The sequence below is a fragment of the Actinoallomurus sp. NPDC050550 genome, from assembly GCF_040655075.1.
Classification (GTDB): Bacteria; Actinomycetota; Actinomycetes; order Streptosporangiales; family Streptosporangiaceae; genus Actinoallomurus.
Genome location: NZ_JBFAJC010000010.1, coordinates 163,987 through 181,697 on the forward strand (window position 1 = coordinate 163,987; position 17,711 = coordinate 181,697).

Annotated in this window: 18 protein-coding genes; 6 read left to right on the forward strand and 12 right to left on the reverse strand. The window is 70.7% G+C overall.

What is annotated here, in order from left to right; translation table 11 throughout:
* Positions 1 to 80: 80 nt before the first annotated feature.
* Positions 81 to 1,088 carry an SAM-dependent methyltransferase gene (locus AB0I04_RS16710; protein WP_360885020.1) on the forward strand — a complete coding sequence of 336 codons (1,008 nt, stop codon included), beginning with the start codon at positions 81 to 83 and terminating at the stop codon, positions 1,086 to 1,088.
* Between the two features lie 110 nt (positions 1,089 to 1,198).
* On the opposite strand, the gene AB0I04_RS16715 is transcribed toward AB0I04_RS16710, so the two are convergent.
* The 3 genes from AB0I04_RS16715 to AB0I04_RS16725 form a co-directional block, all read right to left on the reverse strand.
* On the reverse strand, positions 1,199 to 2,389 hold the full coding sequence (locus AB0I04_RS16715; RefSeq protein ID WP_360885023.1) for a cytochrome P450: 1,191 nt from the start codon (positions 2,387 to 2,389) through the stop codon (positions 1,199 to 1,201).
* Between the two features lie 138 nt (positions 2,390 to 2,527).
* Positions 2,528 to 3,979, reverse strand: a complete 1,452-nt coding sequence (locus AB0I04_RS16720; protein WP_360885026.1) for a PH domain-containing protein — start codon at positions 3,977 to 3,979, stop codon at positions 2,528 to 2,530.
* On the reverse strand, positions 3,976 to 4,641 hold the full coding sequence (locus AB0I04_RS16725) for a PH domain-containing protein (RefSeq protein ID WP_360885029.1): 666 nt from the start codon (positions 4,639 to 4,641) through the stop codon (positions 3,976 to 3,978). Before AB0I04_RS16725 ends, AB0I04_RS16720 begins: the two co-directional genes overlap by 4 nt.
* Positions 4,642 to 4,819: 178 nt before the next feature.
* Between AB0I04_RS16725 and AB0I04_RS16730 the strand changes: the two genes are divergently transcribed.
* On the forward strand, positions 4,820 to 5,974 hold the full coding sequence (locus AB0I04_RS16730) for an NADH-quinone oxidoreductase subunit D (RefSeq protein ID WP_360885031.1): 1,155 nt from the start codon (positions 4,820 to 4,822) through the stop codon (positions 5,972 to 5,974).
* Positions 5,975 to 6,032: 58 nt separating this feature from the next.
* On the opposite strand, the gene AB0I04_RS16735 is transcribed toward AB0I04_RS16730, so the two are convergent.
* Both AB0I04_RS16735 and AB0I04_RS16740 read right to left on the reverse strand, forming a co-directional pair.
* On the reverse strand, positions 6,033 to 6,911 hold the full coding sequence (locus AB0I04_RS16735) for a CU044_5270 family protein (protein WP_360885034.1): 879 nt from the start codon (positions 6,909 to 6,911) through the stop codon (positions 6,033 to 6,035).
* 12 nt (positions 6,912 to 6,923) lie between these two features.
* Entirely contained in the window at positions 6,924 to 7,499 is a 576-nt protein-coding gene (locus AB0I04_RS16740) for an RNA polymerase sigma factor (protein WP_360885037.1), read from the reverse strand.
* A 32-nt stretch (positions 7,500 to 7,531) separates the two neighbouring features.
* On the opposite strand from AB0I04_RS16740, the gene AB0I04_RS16745 reads away from it, so the two are divergent.
* The gene (locus tag AB0I04_RS16745) at positions 7,532 to 7,786 is read left to right on the forward strand and encodes a hypothetical protein (protein WP_360885039.1); all 255 of its coding nucleotides are present in this window, start codon (positions 7,532 to 7,534) and stop codon (positions 7,784 to 7,786) included.
* A gap of 56 nt (positions 7,787 to 7,842) precedes the next feature.
* Here the strand turns inward: AB0I04_RS16745 and AB0I04_RS16750 are convergent, their stop codons facing one another.
* Genes AB0I04_RS16750 through AB0I04_RS16770 form a run of 5 tightly spaced genes read right to left on the reverse strand, consistent with a single transcriptional unit; the run spans position 7,843 to position 12,183 of the window.
* Complete coding sequence (locus AB0I04_RS16750) at positions 7,843 to 8,286, reverse strand: PT domain-containing protein (RefSeq protein WP_360885041.1); 444 nt, start codon at positions 8,284 to 8,286, stop codon at positions 7,843 to 7,845.
* Positions 8,287 to 8,320: 34 nt separating this feature from the next.
* A complete protein-coding gene (locus AB0I04_RS16755; protein WP_360885044.1) occupies positions 8,321 to 8,950 on the reverse strand; it encodes a hypothetical protein in 630 nt (209 codons plus the stop codon).
* A gap of 16 nt (positions 8,951 to 8,966) precedes the next feature.
* Entirely contained in the window at positions 8,967 to 10,229 is a 1,263-nt protein-coding gene (locus AB0I04_RS16760) for an ABC transporter permease (protein ID WP_360885045.1), read from the reverse strand.
* Positions 10,226 to 10,969, reverse strand: coding sequence for an ABC transporter ATP-binding protein (locus AB0I04_RS16765; protein WP_360885048.1), 744 nt, complete (start codon positions 10,967 to 10,969; stop codon positions 10,226 to 10,228). The genes AB0I04_RS16760 and AB0I04_RS16765 overlap by 4 nt, the downstream gene beginning before the upstream one ends.
* Entirely contained in the window at positions 10,966 to 12,183 is a 1,218-nt protein-coding gene (locus AB0I04_RS16770; protein ID WP_360885051.1) for an HlyD family efflux transporter periplasmic adaptor subunit, read from the reverse strand. The genes AB0I04_RS16765 and AB0I04_RS16770 overlap by 4 nt, the downstream gene beginning before the upstream one ends.
* 179 nt (positions 12,184 to 12,362) lie before the next feature.
* Here AB0I04_RS16770 and AB0I04_RS16775 point away from each other — a divergent pair, with 179 nt between their 5' ends.
* A complete protein-coding gene (locus AB0I04_RS16775; RefSeq protein WP_360885054.1) occupies positions 12,363 to 13,589 on the forward strand; it encodes an efflux RND transporter periplasmic adaptor subunit in 1,227 nt (408 codons plus the stop codon).
* A gap of 4 nt (positions 13,590 to 13,593) precedes the next feature.
* On the opposite strand, the gene AB0I04_RS16780 is transcribed toward AB0I04_RS16775, so the two are convergent.
* Positions 13,594 to 15,081: a hypothetical protein gene (locus tag AB0I04_RS16780; RefSeq protein WP_360885057.1), complete on the reverse strand. Its 1,488-nt coding sequence runs from the start codon at positions 15,079 to 15,081 to the stop codon at positions 13,594 to 13,596.
* A 146-nt stretch (positions 15,082 to 15,227) separates the two neighbouring features.
* Here AB0I04_RS16780 and AB0I04_RS16785 point away from each other — a divergent pair, with 146 nt between their 5' ends.
* Both AB0I04_RS16785 and AB0I04_RS16790 read left to right on the forward strand, forming a co-directional pair.
* Complete coding sequence (locus tag AB0I04_RS16785; protein WP_360885060.1) at positions 15,228 to 15,803, forward strand: TetR/AcrR family transcriptional regulator; 576 nt, start codon at positions 15,228 to 15,230, stop codon at positions 15,801 to 15,803.
* A gap of 68 nt (positions 15,804 to 15,871) precedes the next feature.
* Positions 15,872 to 16,660, forward strand: a complete 789-nt coding sequence (locus AB0I04_RS16790) for an SDR family oxidoreductase (RefSeq protein WP_360885063.1) — start codon at positions 15,872 to 15,874, stop codon at positions 16,658 to 16,660.
* 52 nt (positions 16,661 to 16,712) lie between these two features.
* Here AB0I04_RS16790 and AB0I04_RS16795 read toward each other — a convergent pair whose 3' ends face one another.
* The gene (locus tag AB0I04_RS16795; protein ID WP_360885066.1) at positions 16,713 to 17,582 is read right to left on the reverse strand and encodes an alpha/beta hydrolase; all 870 of its coding nucleotides are present in this window, start codon (positions 17,580 to 17,582) and stop codon (positions 16,713 to 16,715) included.
* Positions 17,583 to 17,711 lie beyond the last annotated feature (129 nt).

Here is a 17,711-nt window from a genome sequence, read left to right on the forward strand (position 1 = left end):
TACGTTCGGCCATCGGGAACCGCGTCAACCGAAGGTCTGACACGGCCTCCGCCGCGAGGCGCACGCGGTACGGTCAAGACGTGAGTCAGGTCGGGTGGCGAACGGCGATGGAGCGGGCGCTGTACGGGCCCGAGGGCTTCTACACGCGGGGCGAGCGGCCCGCGGCGCACTTCCGGACCTCGGTGCACGCCTCACACCGGTTCGCGCTCGCCGTGGCGCGACTGATCGTCGAGGTCGACACCGCGCTCGGGCACCCGGCCCGGTTCGACCTCGTCGACGTGGGCGCGGGGTGCGGGGAGCTCCTCACCGAGATCCTGCCCGTGGCGGGCCTGTCCGGACGGCTGCGCCCGGTCGCCGTCGAGGTCGCCCCGCGCCCGGAGGGCCTGAACTCCTCGATCGAGTGGCGATCCGCCCTGCCCGAGCGGATCACCGGGCTGGTCATCGCCAACGAGTGGCTCGACAACGTCCCCCTCGACATCGTCGAGTTGACCGGCGACGGTCCCCGCCTCGTGGTCGTCGACCCGCGGACCGGCGCCGAGTCGCCAGGCCCCACGCCCGCCGCGGAGGACGCCGAGTGGCTCGAACGCTGGTGGCCGCTGCGCGAGCCCGGCGACCGCGCGGAGGTCGGCCGGCACCGGTGCGCCGCGTGGGCGTCCGTCCTCGAGCGGCTTCACGGCGGTCTGGCCCTGGCCATCGACTACGCGCACGAGCGGGACCACCGCCCGCCGTACGGCACCCTGACCGGCTACCGCGACGGCCGCTGCGTCGCCCCGGTCCCCGACGGCTCCTGCGACATCACCGCGCACGTCGCCCTGGACGCCTGTGCCGACGCGGGACGGCAGGCCGGGGCGACCGCGACTGCGCTGACCACCCAGCGCGCGGCACTGCGGGCCCTCGGCCTGCGTGGCGAGCGTCCCCCCCTCGAGCTGGCCCGCTCCGATCCGCGCGGCTACATCCAGGCGCTGCGCGCCGCGGGCGAGGACGCCGAGCTCATCGACCCGGCAGGCCTGGGCAGCTTCGGCTGGCTGGTGCAGACCGTCGGCATCGACGTGCCCACCTTCCTGGAAACGGCTCAGACCTCGGTCTGAAGGGCGCGCGGGAGGCGAGTCAAACCTCGACCGGAAAGGCTGCCCGCAGGCCGCGCTGGAGACGGCTCAGATTTCGGCTTGAAGGGCCCGCAGGCCGCGCTGGAGACGGCTCAGGCTTCGACGTGAAGGGCCCGTAGGCCGCGCAGGACGAAGCCCGGCTTCCACTCCGGCTCCGCAGCGAGGCTCAGCTTCGGAGCGAGGTCGAGGATCGCGCGGAACGACTCGGCCAGCTCCACCCGGGCCAGCGGGGCGCCCAGGCAGAAGTGGATGCCCGCGCTGAACGCCAAATGCGGGTTGGGCGTACGGGACAGGTCGAGCACGTTCGGGTCGGCGAACACCTCGGGATCCCGGCAGGCCGACGCGAACTGCAGGGCGACCTCGGCGCCGCGCGGGATCGCCACGCCGCCGACCTCGATGTCCTCAAGGACCCAGCGTTCGAACAGCGGGAGCGGCGTGTCGTACCGCAGCAGTTCCTCCACGGCCGTGCCGATCAGGCCGTGGTCCGCGCGCAGCCGCTCCAGCTCACCCGGGTTGCGGAACAGCGCCCACCAGGAGTTGCCCGTGGCGTTCACCGTCGCCTCGTGCCCGGCGTTGAGCAGCAGCACGCACGTGCCGATCAGCTCGTCCTCGGTGAGCCCCTCGACCTGGCACAGGGCGCTGATGAGATCGTCGCTCGGGTCCGTCCGGCGGGCGCGGGACAGGTCGCGCAGGTAGTCGGAGAACTCGATCGACGCGCGTACCGCCGCGTGCTGGATCTCCTCCGACGGGTTGAGCTGGTACATCCCGCAGATGTCCGCCGACCAGGGCCGCAGCAGGTGCCGGTCGCCCTCGGGGACGCCGAGCATCTCGGCGATCACGGTCACCGGCAGCGGCTCCGCGACCTCGGCGACCAGGTCGCCACCGCCGCGCTCGACGAGGCCGCGCACGAGGCCCTCGGCGAGCGCCCGGATCCTGGGCCGAAGGTCCTCGACCATGCGCGGCGTGAACGCCTTCGACACCAGCCGCCGCAGCCGGGTGTGGTCCGGCGGCTCCATGTCGAGCATGCCCGCGTTGTTGAGGTCCCAGAAGGGCGCGAGGGACTCCGCCGGGGCCGGCCGCCCGAACTCCTCGTGCGTGGCGACGTGGAGGTACGTCCGGCCGAGCCGCCGGTCCCGCAGCAGCGCGTTGACGTCGGCGTACCGGGTGATGACCCACTGATCCGACGGCTCGTGGAAGAACACCGGCGACTCGCGGCGCAGCCGCTCGAACACGGGGTACGGGTCGGCCACGAACTCCGGCGACCCGGGCGCGTAATCGGTCATCGAGCCCACCTGTCGGTACGGATGTCGGCGGCGCAGGCCCGGTGCGCCCGCGCAGGCGCGTAGGCGATCACCTGGCCCACCTGTCGATAGGGAGGTCGGCGGCACAGGCCCGATGTGCTCTCCCAGGCGCGTAAGCGATCACCTGGCCCACCTGTCCGTAGAGATGTCGGCGGCGCGAGCCCGGTCCGCTCGCCCAGCGGCCGACTCGACGATCGCGCGCGCCTCGCCGAGCTCGCGGTTCTCCGCGGCGACCTGTACCGGTCCGGGAGGCGCGTCGATGTGGACGGTGCCGAACCCGAACAGCCGCTGCAGCGGACCGGCGGTGAGGCGGACGCTCTGCGCCCGCGCGTGCGCGATCACGTCGAGCCGCCGGCAGACGCGGCCCCTGCGGGTGACGAAGAGGGAGTCATCGGTGCCGGCCTCGCCCGCGCCGAACGGTGCCAGCCACGACCGGCGCGCGGGCAGCAGCGGCACCGCCTCGGGGTTCGTGCCGGGGAAGATCAGGCCGACCATCTGGATGGCGATGTGCCGGGGCGCGACCGGCAGCAGCACCGACGACAGCGCCTGCCGCTCCCCGACGTAACCGGCGACGGTGACGTCGATGCGCGCCCAGCCGTTCCCGCGCCAGAGCAGCGGCTCCACGACCCGTACGGCCTGCACCCGGCCGGGCGGCACGGTCTGCATCCGCGTCTCCATCAGCCCGTACCGCAGTCGCAGGCCGTCCGGCGACAGGGCGGCCTTGAAGTTGGTGTGCATCACCAGCGGGGCGATCACCCCGCGGGCCAGGCCGAGCAACACCGGCAGCGCGGCGGCCAGCACGCCCAGCTCGCCGAAGACGACGCCGAACGCCAGCAGCCCCACGAAGAGCAGCAGGGCCCCGATGACGGGCAGCTTCATCAGCTGCGACCCGAGGAGCGCGCCGAACCCGACCCGCCAGTACGGGCGTTCGGGCGCCTCGGGCGTGTGGCCCGGCAGCCCGGCGGCCCGCGCCAGCAGCTCGGCCCGCAACTGCTCGGCCAACGGCCGCCCGAGGTAGCGGAACTTCGTCTCGGCCTGGTCGCCGCCGGCGAGTTCCACCCGCACCTCGGCCAGCCCGAACATGCGGGACACCAGCGGCCGTACGACGTCGACGGCCTGGATGTGCGACAGCGGGACCCGGCGGTTGCGCCGGCGCAGGATGCCGGTCTCGACCACCAGGTCGTCTCCGGCCATCCAGAACTTCAGCGACCACCACGTCCAGAAGCCGACGGCCGTCGCGATGGCGCTGACCGGCAGCATCACGACCAGGAAACGGACGATCACGGCGGGCGTGAGGACCAGCGCGATGCCGCTGGTGGTCTGGGTGACCAGCAGCGAGTAGCCGCCGAGCACGAAGGCGATGACGACGACCCCGACCGCGTTGATCACCGCGGTGGCCACGTGCAGCCGGTGCACGCCCTGGGAGAAGTGCACCGGCGGGCGGGGCGGCGGACCGTACGGCGGCGGACCGTATCCGGGCGGCGGTGGCCCGTACATCGGCGGCCCGAACTGGGGGCGCGGGATGTGCGACGGACCGTACGGCGGCCGGCCTGGACCGTAGGGACCGTTCAAAGCCCGATCGACCTCGATTCGCCCTTCTGCGCGAGCCGGTCCCGCAGGATCGCGGCGTCACGGGCGGGCAGGCCGGGGATGCGCGCGTCGGTGGCCGCGGCCGCGGTGTGCAGGCGCACGGTCGCCACGCCCAGCCACTGCTCGAGCAGCCCGGCGGTCACGTCGACGTACTGCATGCGCCCGTACGGCACGACGACGAGGTGGCGGACGAAGAAGCCGTGGGTGACCAGAAGGTCGTCCGCCCGCTCGGCGAAGCCCCAGGACCGGTAGGCCAGCTCGGCGACGATCCAGCCCATCGCGCAGGCGACCAGGACCAGCGCGAGCCAGACGAGCCCGCCGGCGAGGCCGCTCGTCCGGGACATCACGAAGGCCCCGACGATCGTGACCGGCAGCGCCCACAGCAGCACGGCGATGCGCCGATGCCAGGTCAGCCGCGGCGATACCCGCGCCCACGTCATGCCGCTCGGCGGGTCGAACGCCTGCTCCGCGCGGGCGCCGATCGGCACCGGCGAGGGCCCGGCCGGACCGGCGGGGGCGGGCGGCGGTGGCAAGGGAAGCCCTTGCTGCGGCGCGGCGGACGCGCCAGGTGGCAGGATGCTCGGGCTGCCCGGCGGCATGTCGTGTCCCTCGCGCGGATTGGGGTACTGATCGCCTGCATTCATGTCGCTCCCAAGTCAACCCCAACCGGGCCACGTTCCGCGAGACCTCGCATGGCACGATGGGTGATCGGAGCGACTGAGAAGGCGAAGCGATGACCACCGAGCGGCGAGCCGCCGAGCGAGTGGAGTGGTCGGTGAGGAACGAACCGGCCGCGGAGCGAGTGAGAAGGCGAGCGCGGCAGTGAGCACCGAGCGGGTCGTGGGTGTAGGGGCGGGGACCAAGGACCTCGCCACCGAGGACATGACGCTCAACATCGGACCGCAGCACCCGTCGACGCACGGCGTGCTCCGGTTGCGGATCACGCTGGACGGCGAGCGGATCACCGCCGCCGAGCCGATCATCGGGTACATGCACCGGGGCGCGGAGAAGCTGTTCGAGGTGCGCGACTACCGGCAGATCATCGTGCTGGCCAACCGGCACGACTGGCTGTCGGCGTTCGCCAGTGAGCTCGGCGTGGTCCTCGCCGTCGAGCGGATGCTCGGCATGGAGGTGCCGGTCCGCGCCGTGTGGGCACGCACGCTCCTGGCCGAGCTGAACCGCGTGCTCAACCACCTGATGTTCCTCGGCTCCTACCCCCTCGAGGTCGGCGCGATCACCCCGATCTTCTACTCGTTCCGGGAGCGCGAGCAGCTGCAGCGGGTCATGGAGGAGATCTCCGGTGGCCGGATGCACTACATGTTCAACCGGGTGGGCGGCCTGAAAGAGGAGCTGCCCGCCGGATGGCTCGGCCGGGTCACCGACGCCGTCGAGGCCGTACGCCGCGGCATCGGCGACCTCGACCGGCTCATCAGCGGCAACGAGATCTTCCGGGCCCGCACCCGCGGCGTCGGCGTGCTGACCCGCGAGCAGATCGAGCAGTACGGCGTGTCGGGCCCGATCGCCCGGGCGTCCGGGGTCGACTTCGACCTGCGCCGCGACGAGCCGTACCTCGCCTATGGAGAGCTGCGGGACGTGCTGCGCGTGGTCACCCGCACGGAGGGCGACTGCCTGGCGCGGTTCGAGTGCCTGCTCGACCAGGTGCACGCCTCCCTCGACCTCGCCGACGCCTGCGTCGCCAGGCTCAAGGCGCTGCCGCCCGGGCCGATCAACGTACGGCTGCCGAAGGTGCTCAAGGTGCCGGAGGGCCACACGTACGCCTGGACGGAGAACCCTCTCGGCATCAACGGCTACTACCTCGTCTCCCACGGCGAGAAGACCCCGTGGCGGCTGAAGCTCCGGTCGGCGTCGTTCAACAACATCCAGGTGCTCCGCGAGATGCTCCCCGGCCACCTCGTCGCCGACATGATCGCCATCCTGGGCTCGATGTTCTTCGTCGTCGGCGACATCGACAAATAACCCTCCTGGCAAGCGAGGGCGTTCTGTGTGTGACACGGGAGAACGCCCTCGCTTGGTCTCAGGGGCGCTGGCCCTCCCGGTCGACGACTCCGGAGCCGAGCAAGGCGGAGGAGTAGGTCATGGTCGCTCCATTGACCTGGGCGGTGTCCTGCTCGCCGAGGAAGCGATAGGTCTTCCGGTCGAAGATGAACGCGTCGGTCTGCGGACTGGGCGAACGGATGGTCCACACCAGCGCGACCCCGTGCCGCCCGGCCGCGTCGACCGCGTCCTTCTGAACGGTTCCGCCGGGGATCAGGGCGAGGGCCCGGTAGAGGGTGGGGCGCAGGCGGGGCGGCAGCACTCCCGCGTCTCGCACGATCCGATAGAGAACGAGGAACTCGCCCCGGTCGGTACCGGCCGCCTCCGGAGCGTCATGCCGGATTCGGGCCAGCAGCGCATGGGGCTCGGTCGGCAGGGACTGCAGGTACGGGTAATCCGTACGCATACCGAATTTCGCCTTCTCTGGGTGCCGTCCCTTGTCGGCCGGCCACCACTGCTCGGCCGTCCGAGGGGGCTGCGGAGGGCGGCCCTTCATTCCTTTCATCATGTTGCCGCCGACCATGATCTTTTGGTAGATCCACTGGCCCGGGCGGGGAACCGGGTCCGGGTACTTCAGCGCGGCGGTCGCGGCCTTCTCGGTGAAGGCGACGATCTCGGTCGTCGGTGTGCGCCGGGGTTCGGGCCGGTGGTCGGTCGCCACCACGATGGCAGTGGTGACCAGCGCGGCCGCGGCGCCGCCCGCGATCGCGAACTGGAAGAACGACCGCCGGGTTCGTGCCCGGACCGGTGTGCCGGCGCCTTCGGGCATCCCGGCCCTGAAGCGCTGGTGGGCGATGGTCAGGTCGGTGTCGGTGGGCACGTCGGCCCGCAACCGCTTCACGATGGTGATCTCATCCATCGCAGAACTCCTTCAGATCGTGTTGGGATCGATGTCGCCGAGCTTGCGGCGCAGCTTGGCGCGGACGCGGTTCATCCGAGAGCGCACGGTGCCCTCGGGGATACCGAGCGACTGAGCGACCTGGTCATAGGTCAGATCGGCCCAGGTGACCAGGAGCAGCACATCGCGGTGCCCGGCAGGCAGCCCGGCGATGGCGGCGGCGATCCGCCGGCTCGCGATGTCCGCGCTGACCCTCGCCTCGACCCTTTCGGTGAACGGCTCAGTGACAGGGTCGACGCCGGTCTTCTGCAGCGCTTTCAGCAGCCGTATCTCATCGCGCTTGTGGCGACTGATCAGGTTGGTCGCGATGCCGTACAGCCACGCCCGCACCTCCCCGCGCTCCCGCTCGTACGAGTCGCGCAGGCGGAACGCGGTCAAGAACGTCTCAGCGACGATGTCGTCGGCCGGGCCCGGGCCGAGTCGGCGCACGGCATATCGCTTGATCTCCGGCGCGTACCGGCGGAAGAGGACTTCGAACCTGTGGGGTTCCCCGGCGGCGACGTCCGCGTCATCCGGGTCCTCGACGACCGGTCGGGGCGTTTCGAACATGTCCTGCCTCTCGGAGGTCCGTCCGTACACCCGTGATTGCCCGCAGCCGCGCGCTTAGGTCCCCCAAAATCGGAACGCGGGCGACGATCGTCCGATCGCCGCCCGCCATCACCATCGACACGTCAGTCGTCCGGCCGTTCTCGTACCTGAGTCTGGGTCACACCCCGACGTTTACGCGCCTCGGCGAGCCGATGGCGCCGTACTTCGGCCGACAGTTCCTCTCCGAGCGCGGCGATCCGCTCGAAAGTGGCGGCAGTCTGGCCACCATTGCCGCCTTCCGATACTGATCGCGCCTATCTGACTACTTTGAGCAAGAATACGGACGGAGCACTCTTGATGCGCGTCAAGAGCCGGGCTGGGTGCCGCTCTGTCCGGCCGGCTGCCCGCCAGGGCCGCCGGGGCCGGCGCTCGGGCGGAGGGAGGCGCAGGCCTTCAGGGCCTTCTGCTGGGCTGCGGACAGGGTCGGCATGCCGCTCGGTCGTCCCGACGGCTTCCCCGTCGGTCTGTTGGTGGGCATCCCCGACGGCTTGCCGGTCGGTCTGCCGCTCGGGCCGCCCTGGCCGCCAGGCCCGCCGGGGCCGCGGCTGGGCATCTTCACGCCCTGTTTCTCCATGCACTGGCGGTAGGCGGCCATGGCGCTGGAGTTCGGGCCGCCGCCCTGGGCGGCCTGCCCGCCGGTCTGTGCCGAGGCCTTGCCGCTGCCGCCGCCGCAGGCGGCGCTGAGCAGGAGGGTTCCGGCGACGGCCGTGCCGCCGAACAGTCGGATCGTCATCTGCTTGGTGATCATGTTCTTCTCCTTTGAATCGGGTTGCGCCGAGCCGTCAGCCGCCGGACGGCGTGTTCTGGGTGACGGATGTGGCGGTGAGGGTGCCGTCCGTGGCCTGGGTGCCTTGGACGACGACGGTGGTGCCGGTCTTGAGGGCGGAGGCCGAGCCGGTGCGGAGCACGCGGAGGCTGGTCGTGCCGGTGACCTTGACGCGTACGACGCCGTTCGTGGTCTTGACGTAGATCGTCGTGCCGTCGACCTTCTGGACCGTGCCGGTGGTACCCGAACCGGCTCCGGAGGTCCCGGTCCGGCCTCCAGACGCCCCGTTCGCGCCCGCCCGGCCGCCGCCCATGCCGGGCATCCCGCCGCCCGGCATGCCGCCGCCCGGTGTCGCGCGGGTGCCCTGGGCGGTGGCCGTCGCCTGGTGACCGAAGTGCCGGTCGACCTGGGCGCCGATGCCGAACCCGGCCGCGAGCAGCGCGCCCGCGCCGAGGTAGGCGGTCAGGCCCGGGAGCCGCCGACGTTTCGGGGCCTTGGCGAGTTCCGCCTCCAGGTCGCCGCCGAACGGCGAGCGGGAGAGGATGTCGTCCCGGGTCACGGAGGCCGGGGACCCCTCCGGCCGGTCGTACGGCGCCGCAGACGCGTCCGCCTCCTCGTACGGCGTCCATGGTCTGCGACCGCTCACGGCGTTCTCCTTCGGGTCACTCATGGCGCAGGGCCTCGATCGGGCGCAGCTTGGCCGCGCGGTTGGCCGGGTAGCTGCCGAAGAACAGGCCGATCGCGACCGATACGCCGAGCGCCAGCGCGATCGAGGACGGCACGATCACCGGCTGCACACCGACGACCTTGAACAAGCTGCCGACGACGCCGACCAGGACGCCGAGTACGCCGCCGAGGAGGCTCAGCACGGTCGCCTCCGCGATGAACTGGCCGAGGATCGCGCCCTTCGGTGCCCCGATGGCCTTGCGGATGCCGATCTCGCGGGTCCGCTCGGTGACGGTCACCAGCATGATGTTGGTGATGCCGATGCCACCGACCAGCAGGCTGATGGCCGCGACCGCGCCGAGCAGCACGGTGAACGTCCGGCTGCTGCTGCTGATCGCCGACTGCAGGCTCGCCTGGTTCAGGATCTGGAAGTCGGCGCTGTTCGACCCGGAGATCTCGTGCCGCTGGTTCAGGATGTCGGTGATCTCGCTCTGAGCCTGGTCGGTGACGTTGGAGCTCTTGGCCTCCACGACGATGGAGCTCAAGGACCCGAAGCCGGTGATGTTCTGCTGGACGGCGGTGAGCGGGCCGATCGCGACGTCGTCGGCGTCCTGCATGCCGGAGGAGCCGGATTCCTTGAGCACGCCGACGACCGTGAACGGCGTGCCTCCCACGTTGACCTGCTTGTTCAGCGGGTCGACGGTGCCGAACAGGTCCTCGGCCACCGTCTGGCCGATCACCAGGACCTTCCGGCCGCTCGTCACGTCGTCGTCCGTGAACGCGGCTCCCCGGGCGATCTCCTTGTTCGCAGCGGCGAAGTAGGCGGGGTACGTCCCGACGAACTGGCCGACCGAGTGGCTCGACCCTTCGTACGTGGTCGTCACGGACGAGGACGTCGTGACCGGGGAGGCGCTCTTGACCGAGGGGGCGTTGACCGGGTCGACGAGGGCCTCGGCGTCGTCGACGGTGAGGTCGCGGGCCTGGGTCCGCGGGCCGTTGCCCTGCTGGCGGCTCCGCATGCCTCCGAAGCCTCCGAAGCCGCCCGCGCCTCCGCCGGAGGTCGACTTCATGACGGTGAGGGAGTTGGCGCCGAGCCGGGAGATGTTGTTCTTGATCTGCTCGGAGGAGCCGTTCCCGACCGCCACCAGCATGATCACGGCGCCGACGCCGATGAGGATGCCGAGCATGGTCAGGCCGCTGCGGAGCTTGTTGGCGGTCAGGCCGCGCAGGGCGAACCGCAGGATCTCCCAGGCGCTCACCGCACGCCCTCCACGAGCGACACGGCGGGCGGCGGACCGTCCACCCGGCCCTGCCGGCGGTCCTCGATGATCGCGCCGTCGACCAGCCGGATCACGCGCTTGGTGCGGGCCGCGACCTCGTCCTCATGGGTGATCAGCACGATGGTGCGGCCGGAGAGGCTGAGCTGGTCGAGGATGCCGAGCACGTCGGCGGTGGACCGGGTGTCGAGGTTGCCGGTGGGCTCGTCGGCGAGCAGGAGTGCCGGCGCGGTGACGAGAGCGCGGGCGACGGCGACGCGCTGCTGCTGGCCGCCGGACAGTTCGTTCGGCTCGTGGTCCATCCGGTCGGCGAGGCCGACCTGCCGGAGGGCGGCCTGGGCCCGCCGCCGGCGTTCGGCGGGCCGTACGCCGCCGTAGGCCAGGGGCAACTCGACGTTGGCGAGCGCGGACATCCGCGGGATCAGGTTGAACGACTGGAAGATGAACCCGATCCGGCGGTTGCGCAGGATGGACAGCCGGCGTTCGTCGAGCGCGCCGACGTCGGTGCCGTCGAGGAGGTAGCGGCCGCCGGTCGGAACGTCGAGACAGCCGAGGATGTTCATCAGGGTCGACTTGCCGGACCCGGACGCCCCCATGATCGCGACGTAGTCGCCGCGCTCCACACGGAGGGACACGCCGCGCAGGGCGTGCACGGCGGTGTCGCCGTGGCCGTACACCTTGGTCAGCGCCCGGACGTCGAGGACCGGGTGGCCCGGCGTCACGGCCGTCCTCCCCCGGGACCGCCGCCCGGCGCGCCGCCGCCGATGCCACCGCCCAGGCCGCCGCCACCGGTCCGGCCGAAGCCGCTCGAGCCGCTCGTGCTGGTGGTCGTCGTCGTGATCTGGACCTGGTCGCCTTCGCTGAGCCCGGACTTGATCTCGGTTCCCTGAGTGCCCTTGACGCCGGTCTGGACGGGCTTGATCACCTGCTTGCCGTTCTGGAGGACGGTGACCGTGCTCTCCCCCCCGGCAGACCGGACGGCCGCCGTCGGGACGTACAGGACGTTCTGCGCCGTTGCGGTGGTGACCTGCACGGTCGCGGTCTGGCCGATCCGCACGGAGCCCGGGATCTTCGTGAGGGTGACGGTGGCGCCATACTGCACGACGTTGTTGCTCGTGGTCGGCGACATGTCGATCTGGGTCACCTTGCCGGTGGCGGTCACGCCGCTGAGCGCGTCGAAGGAGACGGTGGCGCGCTGACCGGTCTTCAACTTGATCGCGTCCGCCTCCGTGAACTCCCCGGTGACCTTGAGCTTCTTCGGGTCGGCCAGCTCGATGAAGCCGCTCCCGGAGGAACTGCTCGACGAGCTGCTCGTGGAGGAGGACGACGAGCCGCCACTGCCACCGCCGGACGGGCCGCCCGACGAGCCGGACCCGGAGCTCTGCGAGCTGGAAGAACTGGAAGAAGACGAGCCGGAGCCGCTGGAGGAGCCGCCGACCGTGCCGTTCAGGGTGACGACCGTCCCGGAGAAGGGCGCGTGCAGCTCGGTGCCCGCGAGGGCGCGGACGGCCTGGTTGTAGGCGTTCTTCGCCGATACGTACGACGAGTAGCCCGAGGCGCTGGAGGTGTCGCCGTCCTCGGCGGCGCTGAGGTTCGCCTTGGCCGACTTGAGGTTCTCCTCGGCCGAGGTCGTGTCGAGGAGGGCGAGCAGCTCGCCCTTGGAGACCTTGTCGCCGGCCTGGACGTAGATCTTGGCGACGGTGCCGGAGGTGGTGAAGGACAGCGACCGGCTCCGGGCGCTGTCCACCGATCCCGAGGCCGACACCGACGAGACCACGGTGCCGCGCATGACCCGCGTCGTACGGGTGAGGGCGGACGCCCCCGCCGAGTCGTCTCCGCCGGTCAGCGAGAGATATCCGACGCCGATGCCGGTGACCAGAAGCACGCCGAGCGCGCCGTTGACCACGAGGGATCTGCGCCTGAGTAGACGTTTCACCCCGCACAAGCTGGCGGCGCGAGGTTGAATTCCCCTAATCCGAAGATAAGAAAACGATGAGAGTGCGCTTCAAGGAAACTCTCATTTTCGGCCAAGACTTCCATCATCTGAGCTCGTCATCATGGCGCGCCATGAGATTTCGGGTGTCCGCGCCGAATTTCCGGCGTAAACGTACCCAGATGGCGACCGGCATATTCGGCGTCGTGGTGGTCGGCACGGTGACGGCCGTCGTCCTCGGCACGGGCGGCCGGAGCGGGGCGGCCTCGACCTACGCCACCGTGGCCGAGGGTGGGGTGACCGCCACGGCGGGCGCGGCGGGCAACGTCGCGAGCGCCGACAGCCGCGACCTGGCGTTCAGCACATCCGGAACGGTGAAGAAGGTGTACGTCAAGGTCGGCGCCAAGGTGAAGGAGGGTGCCCGCCTGGCGCGGATCGACCAGACGAAGGCCCTGGAAGACGTGACCGCCGCCCGCGCAGCGCTGACCGCCGCCGAGTCGTCCGCCGCGACCGGGACCGCCGGGACGAGCGGAGGCACCGCAGGAACGACCGCGACCGGGAGCGGCGGGGGCATCGCCGGAGCGGCAGCCGGGAGCGGGAGGAGCGCCGGTGCCGCGACGGGGAACGAGACGGTCGCCCCGGCCGCTTACCGGCCGACGGCGACCGCGACGCCCACCCCGACGCCGTCGACGAGGCCGAGCACGACGAAAAGGCCGTCGAGCCGGCCGAGCAGTACGCGGAATCCAGGCACCTCGAAATCGCCCGCCACCGGGAAATCGGGATCGCCGGGCGGAACCACGTCTACGGCGCAACTCGAGGCGCGGGTCATCCAGGCCAAGAACACCCTGACCCAGGCGGAACGCGCCCTCGCCGGAACGATCATCAAGGCGCCGATCGACGGCACCATTCTCGCCGTGAACGGCCAGACCGGCGACACGGCGTCGGCCTCGTCCACGTTCATCGCCATCGGGGACCTGAACGAGCTGCAGCTGAAGGCGACGTTCTCCCAGAACGACGTGGCGCACATCCGCATCGGCCAGGACGCGAAGATCACCCTCAGCACGGACAGCACGAAGACGTACGCCGGATCGGTCACGCACATCGACGCGAACGCCACGACCAGCGACCGGCTCGTCAAGTACGGGGTGATGATCGCGTTCGACGACGTGCCGTCGAAAGTGCTGATCGGCCAGTCCGGGACCGTGTCGGTGACCACGGCGTCCGCGGCGGACGTGCTCTACGTCCCGTCCTCGGCCGTACGGACCGGGGCGAACGGCGCATCCACCGTCCGGGTGCGGCAGGGCGACCGGACCGTCACCCGTACGGTCACGGTCGGCGTCCGCGGCGACACGTACGTCGAGGTCAAGTCGGGCCTGTCGAAGGGCGAGCGGGTGGTGACGTCCGGGTAGCCGGTCAGCCCGCCACCCGGTAGGCCCGCGAGATCGTCTCGGTCACCTGGTTCCCGGCGTTGTCGAGCACGGTCGCCCGCAGCGCGACGTACCCCGCCTGGGCCGGATTCGTGACCGAGACGACGCCGTTCGCGACGGGGAGGGTCTGCCAGGTCTTGGCCCCGTCGGTGGACGCCTCGACCTTCAGTGTGGTGACCGCGTGGACCGTCGCACCGGGGTTGGTGACGACGCGGACCGGGATCTCGGTGGTGGAGGCGGGCGCGGCGGCGTTCCGGTCGTCGAGGCCGCGCGGGGCGAACCGTACCGTGGTCAGCGGCAGCGCCGTCTTCTTCGCCGTCCGGGCGGACGTGAACACCCAGCTCACCTGGACGCGGTCCGACAGCGTCGCCTCGGCGCCGTCGCGGGTGGCCGTCACGTCCAGGCGGTAGGTCGCCGTCTTCTTCCCCAGCGTGACGTCCGGCTCGTATGCGTCGAGCCCGAGCGTCTTCGTGCCGGTCCGCAGCTTCACGTTGGCGATCGTGAACTGGTCGAAGCCCCAGTTGCCGGGGGCGTCGGACAGCAGGTTGACCGGCGTGTAGTGCAGCGTGTCCCCGGTCCGGTAGCCGCCGGGTGCCGCGGGTGCGAACACCGCCGCGTTCCAGGTCTCCGCGGGTGCCTCGCCCTTGGCGTACGTGCGGGTGCCGACCGTCACGTTGCCGAACAGCGGGTGGGACGACGACTCGTACCAGAGCTCCCGCTTGCAGGCCGCGCCCGGCTGGACGTACTCGGTCACGGTGGCGGGCGCGTCCAGCCACATCTCGTCGTCGCCGCCCCAGATGGTGCCCCGGCAGCGCGGGTTCACCTTCATGCCGTCGCCGAACGACCGGTAGGTGACCTTGACGGACGCGAGGTCCGCCTTCGTGACGTGCTGCGTCACCCCCGCCGGGATGCCGCCGGAGTAGGAGGTGCCGAGCCGGTAGAGCACGCCGGAGCCCGTCCACGTGCTGCCCTGGCTGAACGTCACCCCGGACCGTTTGACGGGCACGGCGTACAGCCGCCCGGGGACGTCGTCGGTGGTGAAGTCCATCGCCCCGTGCCGTACGTGGACCCGGATCCGGCCCTGCACGGACGGGTCGCCGACGGAGAGGTCGATCGGCTTCCCGCTCTTGGCGCTCAGTGTGACGTGGTCGTGTCCCTTGGACAGTTTGAAGGTCGTGAGGACGACGGTGTTCTCCGGCGCCTCATTCGGCTCGGCGCGGGCGAGGGTCGCGTAGATCTCGTACGTCCGCTTGTCCGGGAGTTTCGCCACGGCGTTGTCGCGCCCCATGACGGGCCAGGACTTCTGGGCGGCCGGGTCGTAGATCTGCGCCGTGATCCAGGGCACCTTCCCGGCCCGGCTCAGCCCCTTGATCGTGAGGTACCGCCAGGTGGTGGCCGACGCGGTCGCGGGCAGCGAGGCGAGGACGAGTGCCCCGCCGAGCCCGGTGATGAGCGCAGATCTCCGGAACCCCATGACCATCCTCCGCCACAGCCCAGAATGAAGATCACAAACCTTACATTCCGGGCATTGCGCGCAAGCGGCTTGGCCGCACCAGGCCACCGGTGATCGCGTTCGGAGGGTATTTGACCTCTAGGTTAAATACTCGCTACGGTGCAGCCATGGGGAGACCGAAGAACTTCGAGCCGGACGTGGTGATCGCGCAGGCGATGGAGACGTTCTGGACCAACGGCTACGCCGGCACCTCCCCTGCCGACCTGGCCGAGGCCACCGGGGTGGCCAAGGGCAGCCTCTACCACTCCTTCGGTTCCAAGCGGGAGCTGTTCGACAAGGCCCTTGCGCTCTACGACCGCGTCGGCTCCGAGGTGACCGAGGAGTTCCTCTCACGGCCGGGCACCGCCAAGGAGCGCATCCGCGCCTACCTGGTGTTCCTCGTGGACATGGACCTGAACGGTCCGGTCCGGCGCGGCTGCCTCGCCGCGAACACCGCGCTGGAGCTCGGCGGACGGGACGAGGAGGCCACCCGGGCGGTTCGCCGCACGGAAGAACGCACCATCGAGTTGCTCGCCGCCCGCATCGAGCAGGGCCGGCGTGACGGCGATGTCAGCCCCGAGATCGACGCCAGGGCGCAGGCGCAGTTCCTCATGAACACCATCGTGGGCCTGCGCGTCATGGCCAGGACGTTCGACGGGCCGACCCTGTACCGGATCATCGACACGGCTCTGGCAGGCCTCTGACCCACGATGCCCTGCTGCGGCCCTTCTTTGCACCCCGATTTTTGACCCGCAGTTCAAGAAAGGAAATCATGGAACTCGGAATCGGCGGAAAGACCGCCATCGTCACCGGCGCCGGCCGCGGCATCGGCCTCGCCATCACCCAGGCCCTGGCCGCAGAAGGTGTCCGGGTGGTGGGCGCTTCCCGCACCATCACCCCCGAGCTGGAGAAGGCGGCCGCCGCCACCGTATCGGTCGACCTGAGCACCCGCGCCGGGGCGATCGCGGTGGTCGAGCAGGCGATCGCCGCGGTCGGTGGGATCGACTTCCTGGTCAACAACGTCGGCGCAGGTGATCCGGACAGGATGTCCCTGGGCGGCTTTCTCGACGTCGACGACGAGCAATGGCAAGCGGTCTTCGACCTCAACCTGTTCAGCGCGGTCTGGACGACCAGGGCAGCGTTGCCGAGCATCCTGGAACGCAGGGGCGCTATCGTCAACATCTCGTCGATCAACGCCCGGGTGCCCACAGGGTCACCGGTCGGCTACGCCGAGGCTAAGTCGGCACTGACCCAGCTCAGCAAGCGGCTCAGCGAGGAACTGGCACCGCACGGCGTCCGCGTCAACACCGTCTCCCCGGGTGTCGTCGCGAGCCCGCTCTGGACCGACCCGAACGGTTTCGGCGGCAAGGTGGCCGACGCCTTCGGCGTCAGTCACGGCGATCTTCTCGCGAACATCCCCGGGCAGTTCGGCATCGCCTCCGGACGCATCACCATGCCTGAAGAGGTGGCAGACCTGGTCGCCTTCCTGCTCTCCGAGCGCGCCGCCAACATCCACGGCGCCGACCACGTCATCGACGGCGGCACCCTGAAGTCCGCCTAAGAAGTTCAAGCGGCGAGTCGGCGGACTGGAAGGAGGGCCTGTTCCGGCGACCTCACCGCGCGGCGGCGGTGCGGAAGAACTCCGCGAGGACGCGTGCCACGGGTTCGGGGTCACCGCGCAGCTCCTTGTTCCAGGTGGAGGAGTGGTCGAGGCCGGGCAGCTCGACGCGCGTGGCGTCGGGCACGGCCTCCGCCACGCGGGCCAGGGCGTTCTTGATCAGTGCGGAGCTCTTGCCGCCACCGATCAGCAGCACACTCGCCCGGATGTCCCGAAAGGCGTCCGGGCGATCGCTCATCTCGGTGATCAGGTGGCCCTCGTAGTGCAGGGCGGCGGCCAGCTCGGTGAAGGTGGGATAGCCGCCCTCGGGCATCCGGCTCGCCATGCCCTTCGTCATGGCGGTCAGCAGCCAGTGCGGCATGGCGTTCAGGAACCCCGGCCCAAGGCGCGCACCCTTCATGGCCGTGGCGAGCGCCGCCGCCACATTCCCCTCGGCCAGCTCCCGGTCGTAGCGCGCCATCACCCTGGCGCCGGTCGCCCGATCGGGGAACAGCAGCGGATCATAAAGGGCAAGCCGCTCGATGACGGGCAGCGTGAGCGCCGCCTGCATCGCGATCAGCGCTCCCGCACTGACGGCGAAGACGCTGCGGGCCCCGGTCGCGGCGAGCACCGCTTCCAGGTCCTCCACGTCGCGTGCGATGTCGTGGTCGTCACGGTACGGCCCGCTGAGGCCGCGTCCGCGCCGGTCCATCAGGTGGACGGTGAAGGCGCCGGCCAGCGCCTCGGCGAGCTGCAGGTGGTGATAGCCCGACGACATCGCTCCGTGGACGACGACGATGCCGGGGCCCCGGCCGAGCCGGCGGTACCCGATCGTCGCGCCGTCCTTGGAGACCACTGACAGCTCGGTTCGGGTGCTGGTGTCCATGGGCTCTCCCATCTCCTCTGGGTCCGTCGGCGCCGCTTGGGCGCGACCTCGACGATAGTTGATCCTGACTATAAGAACGCAAATAGTCGACGTCAACTATCTGATGCTTTATAGTCGGGCCCGACTGGA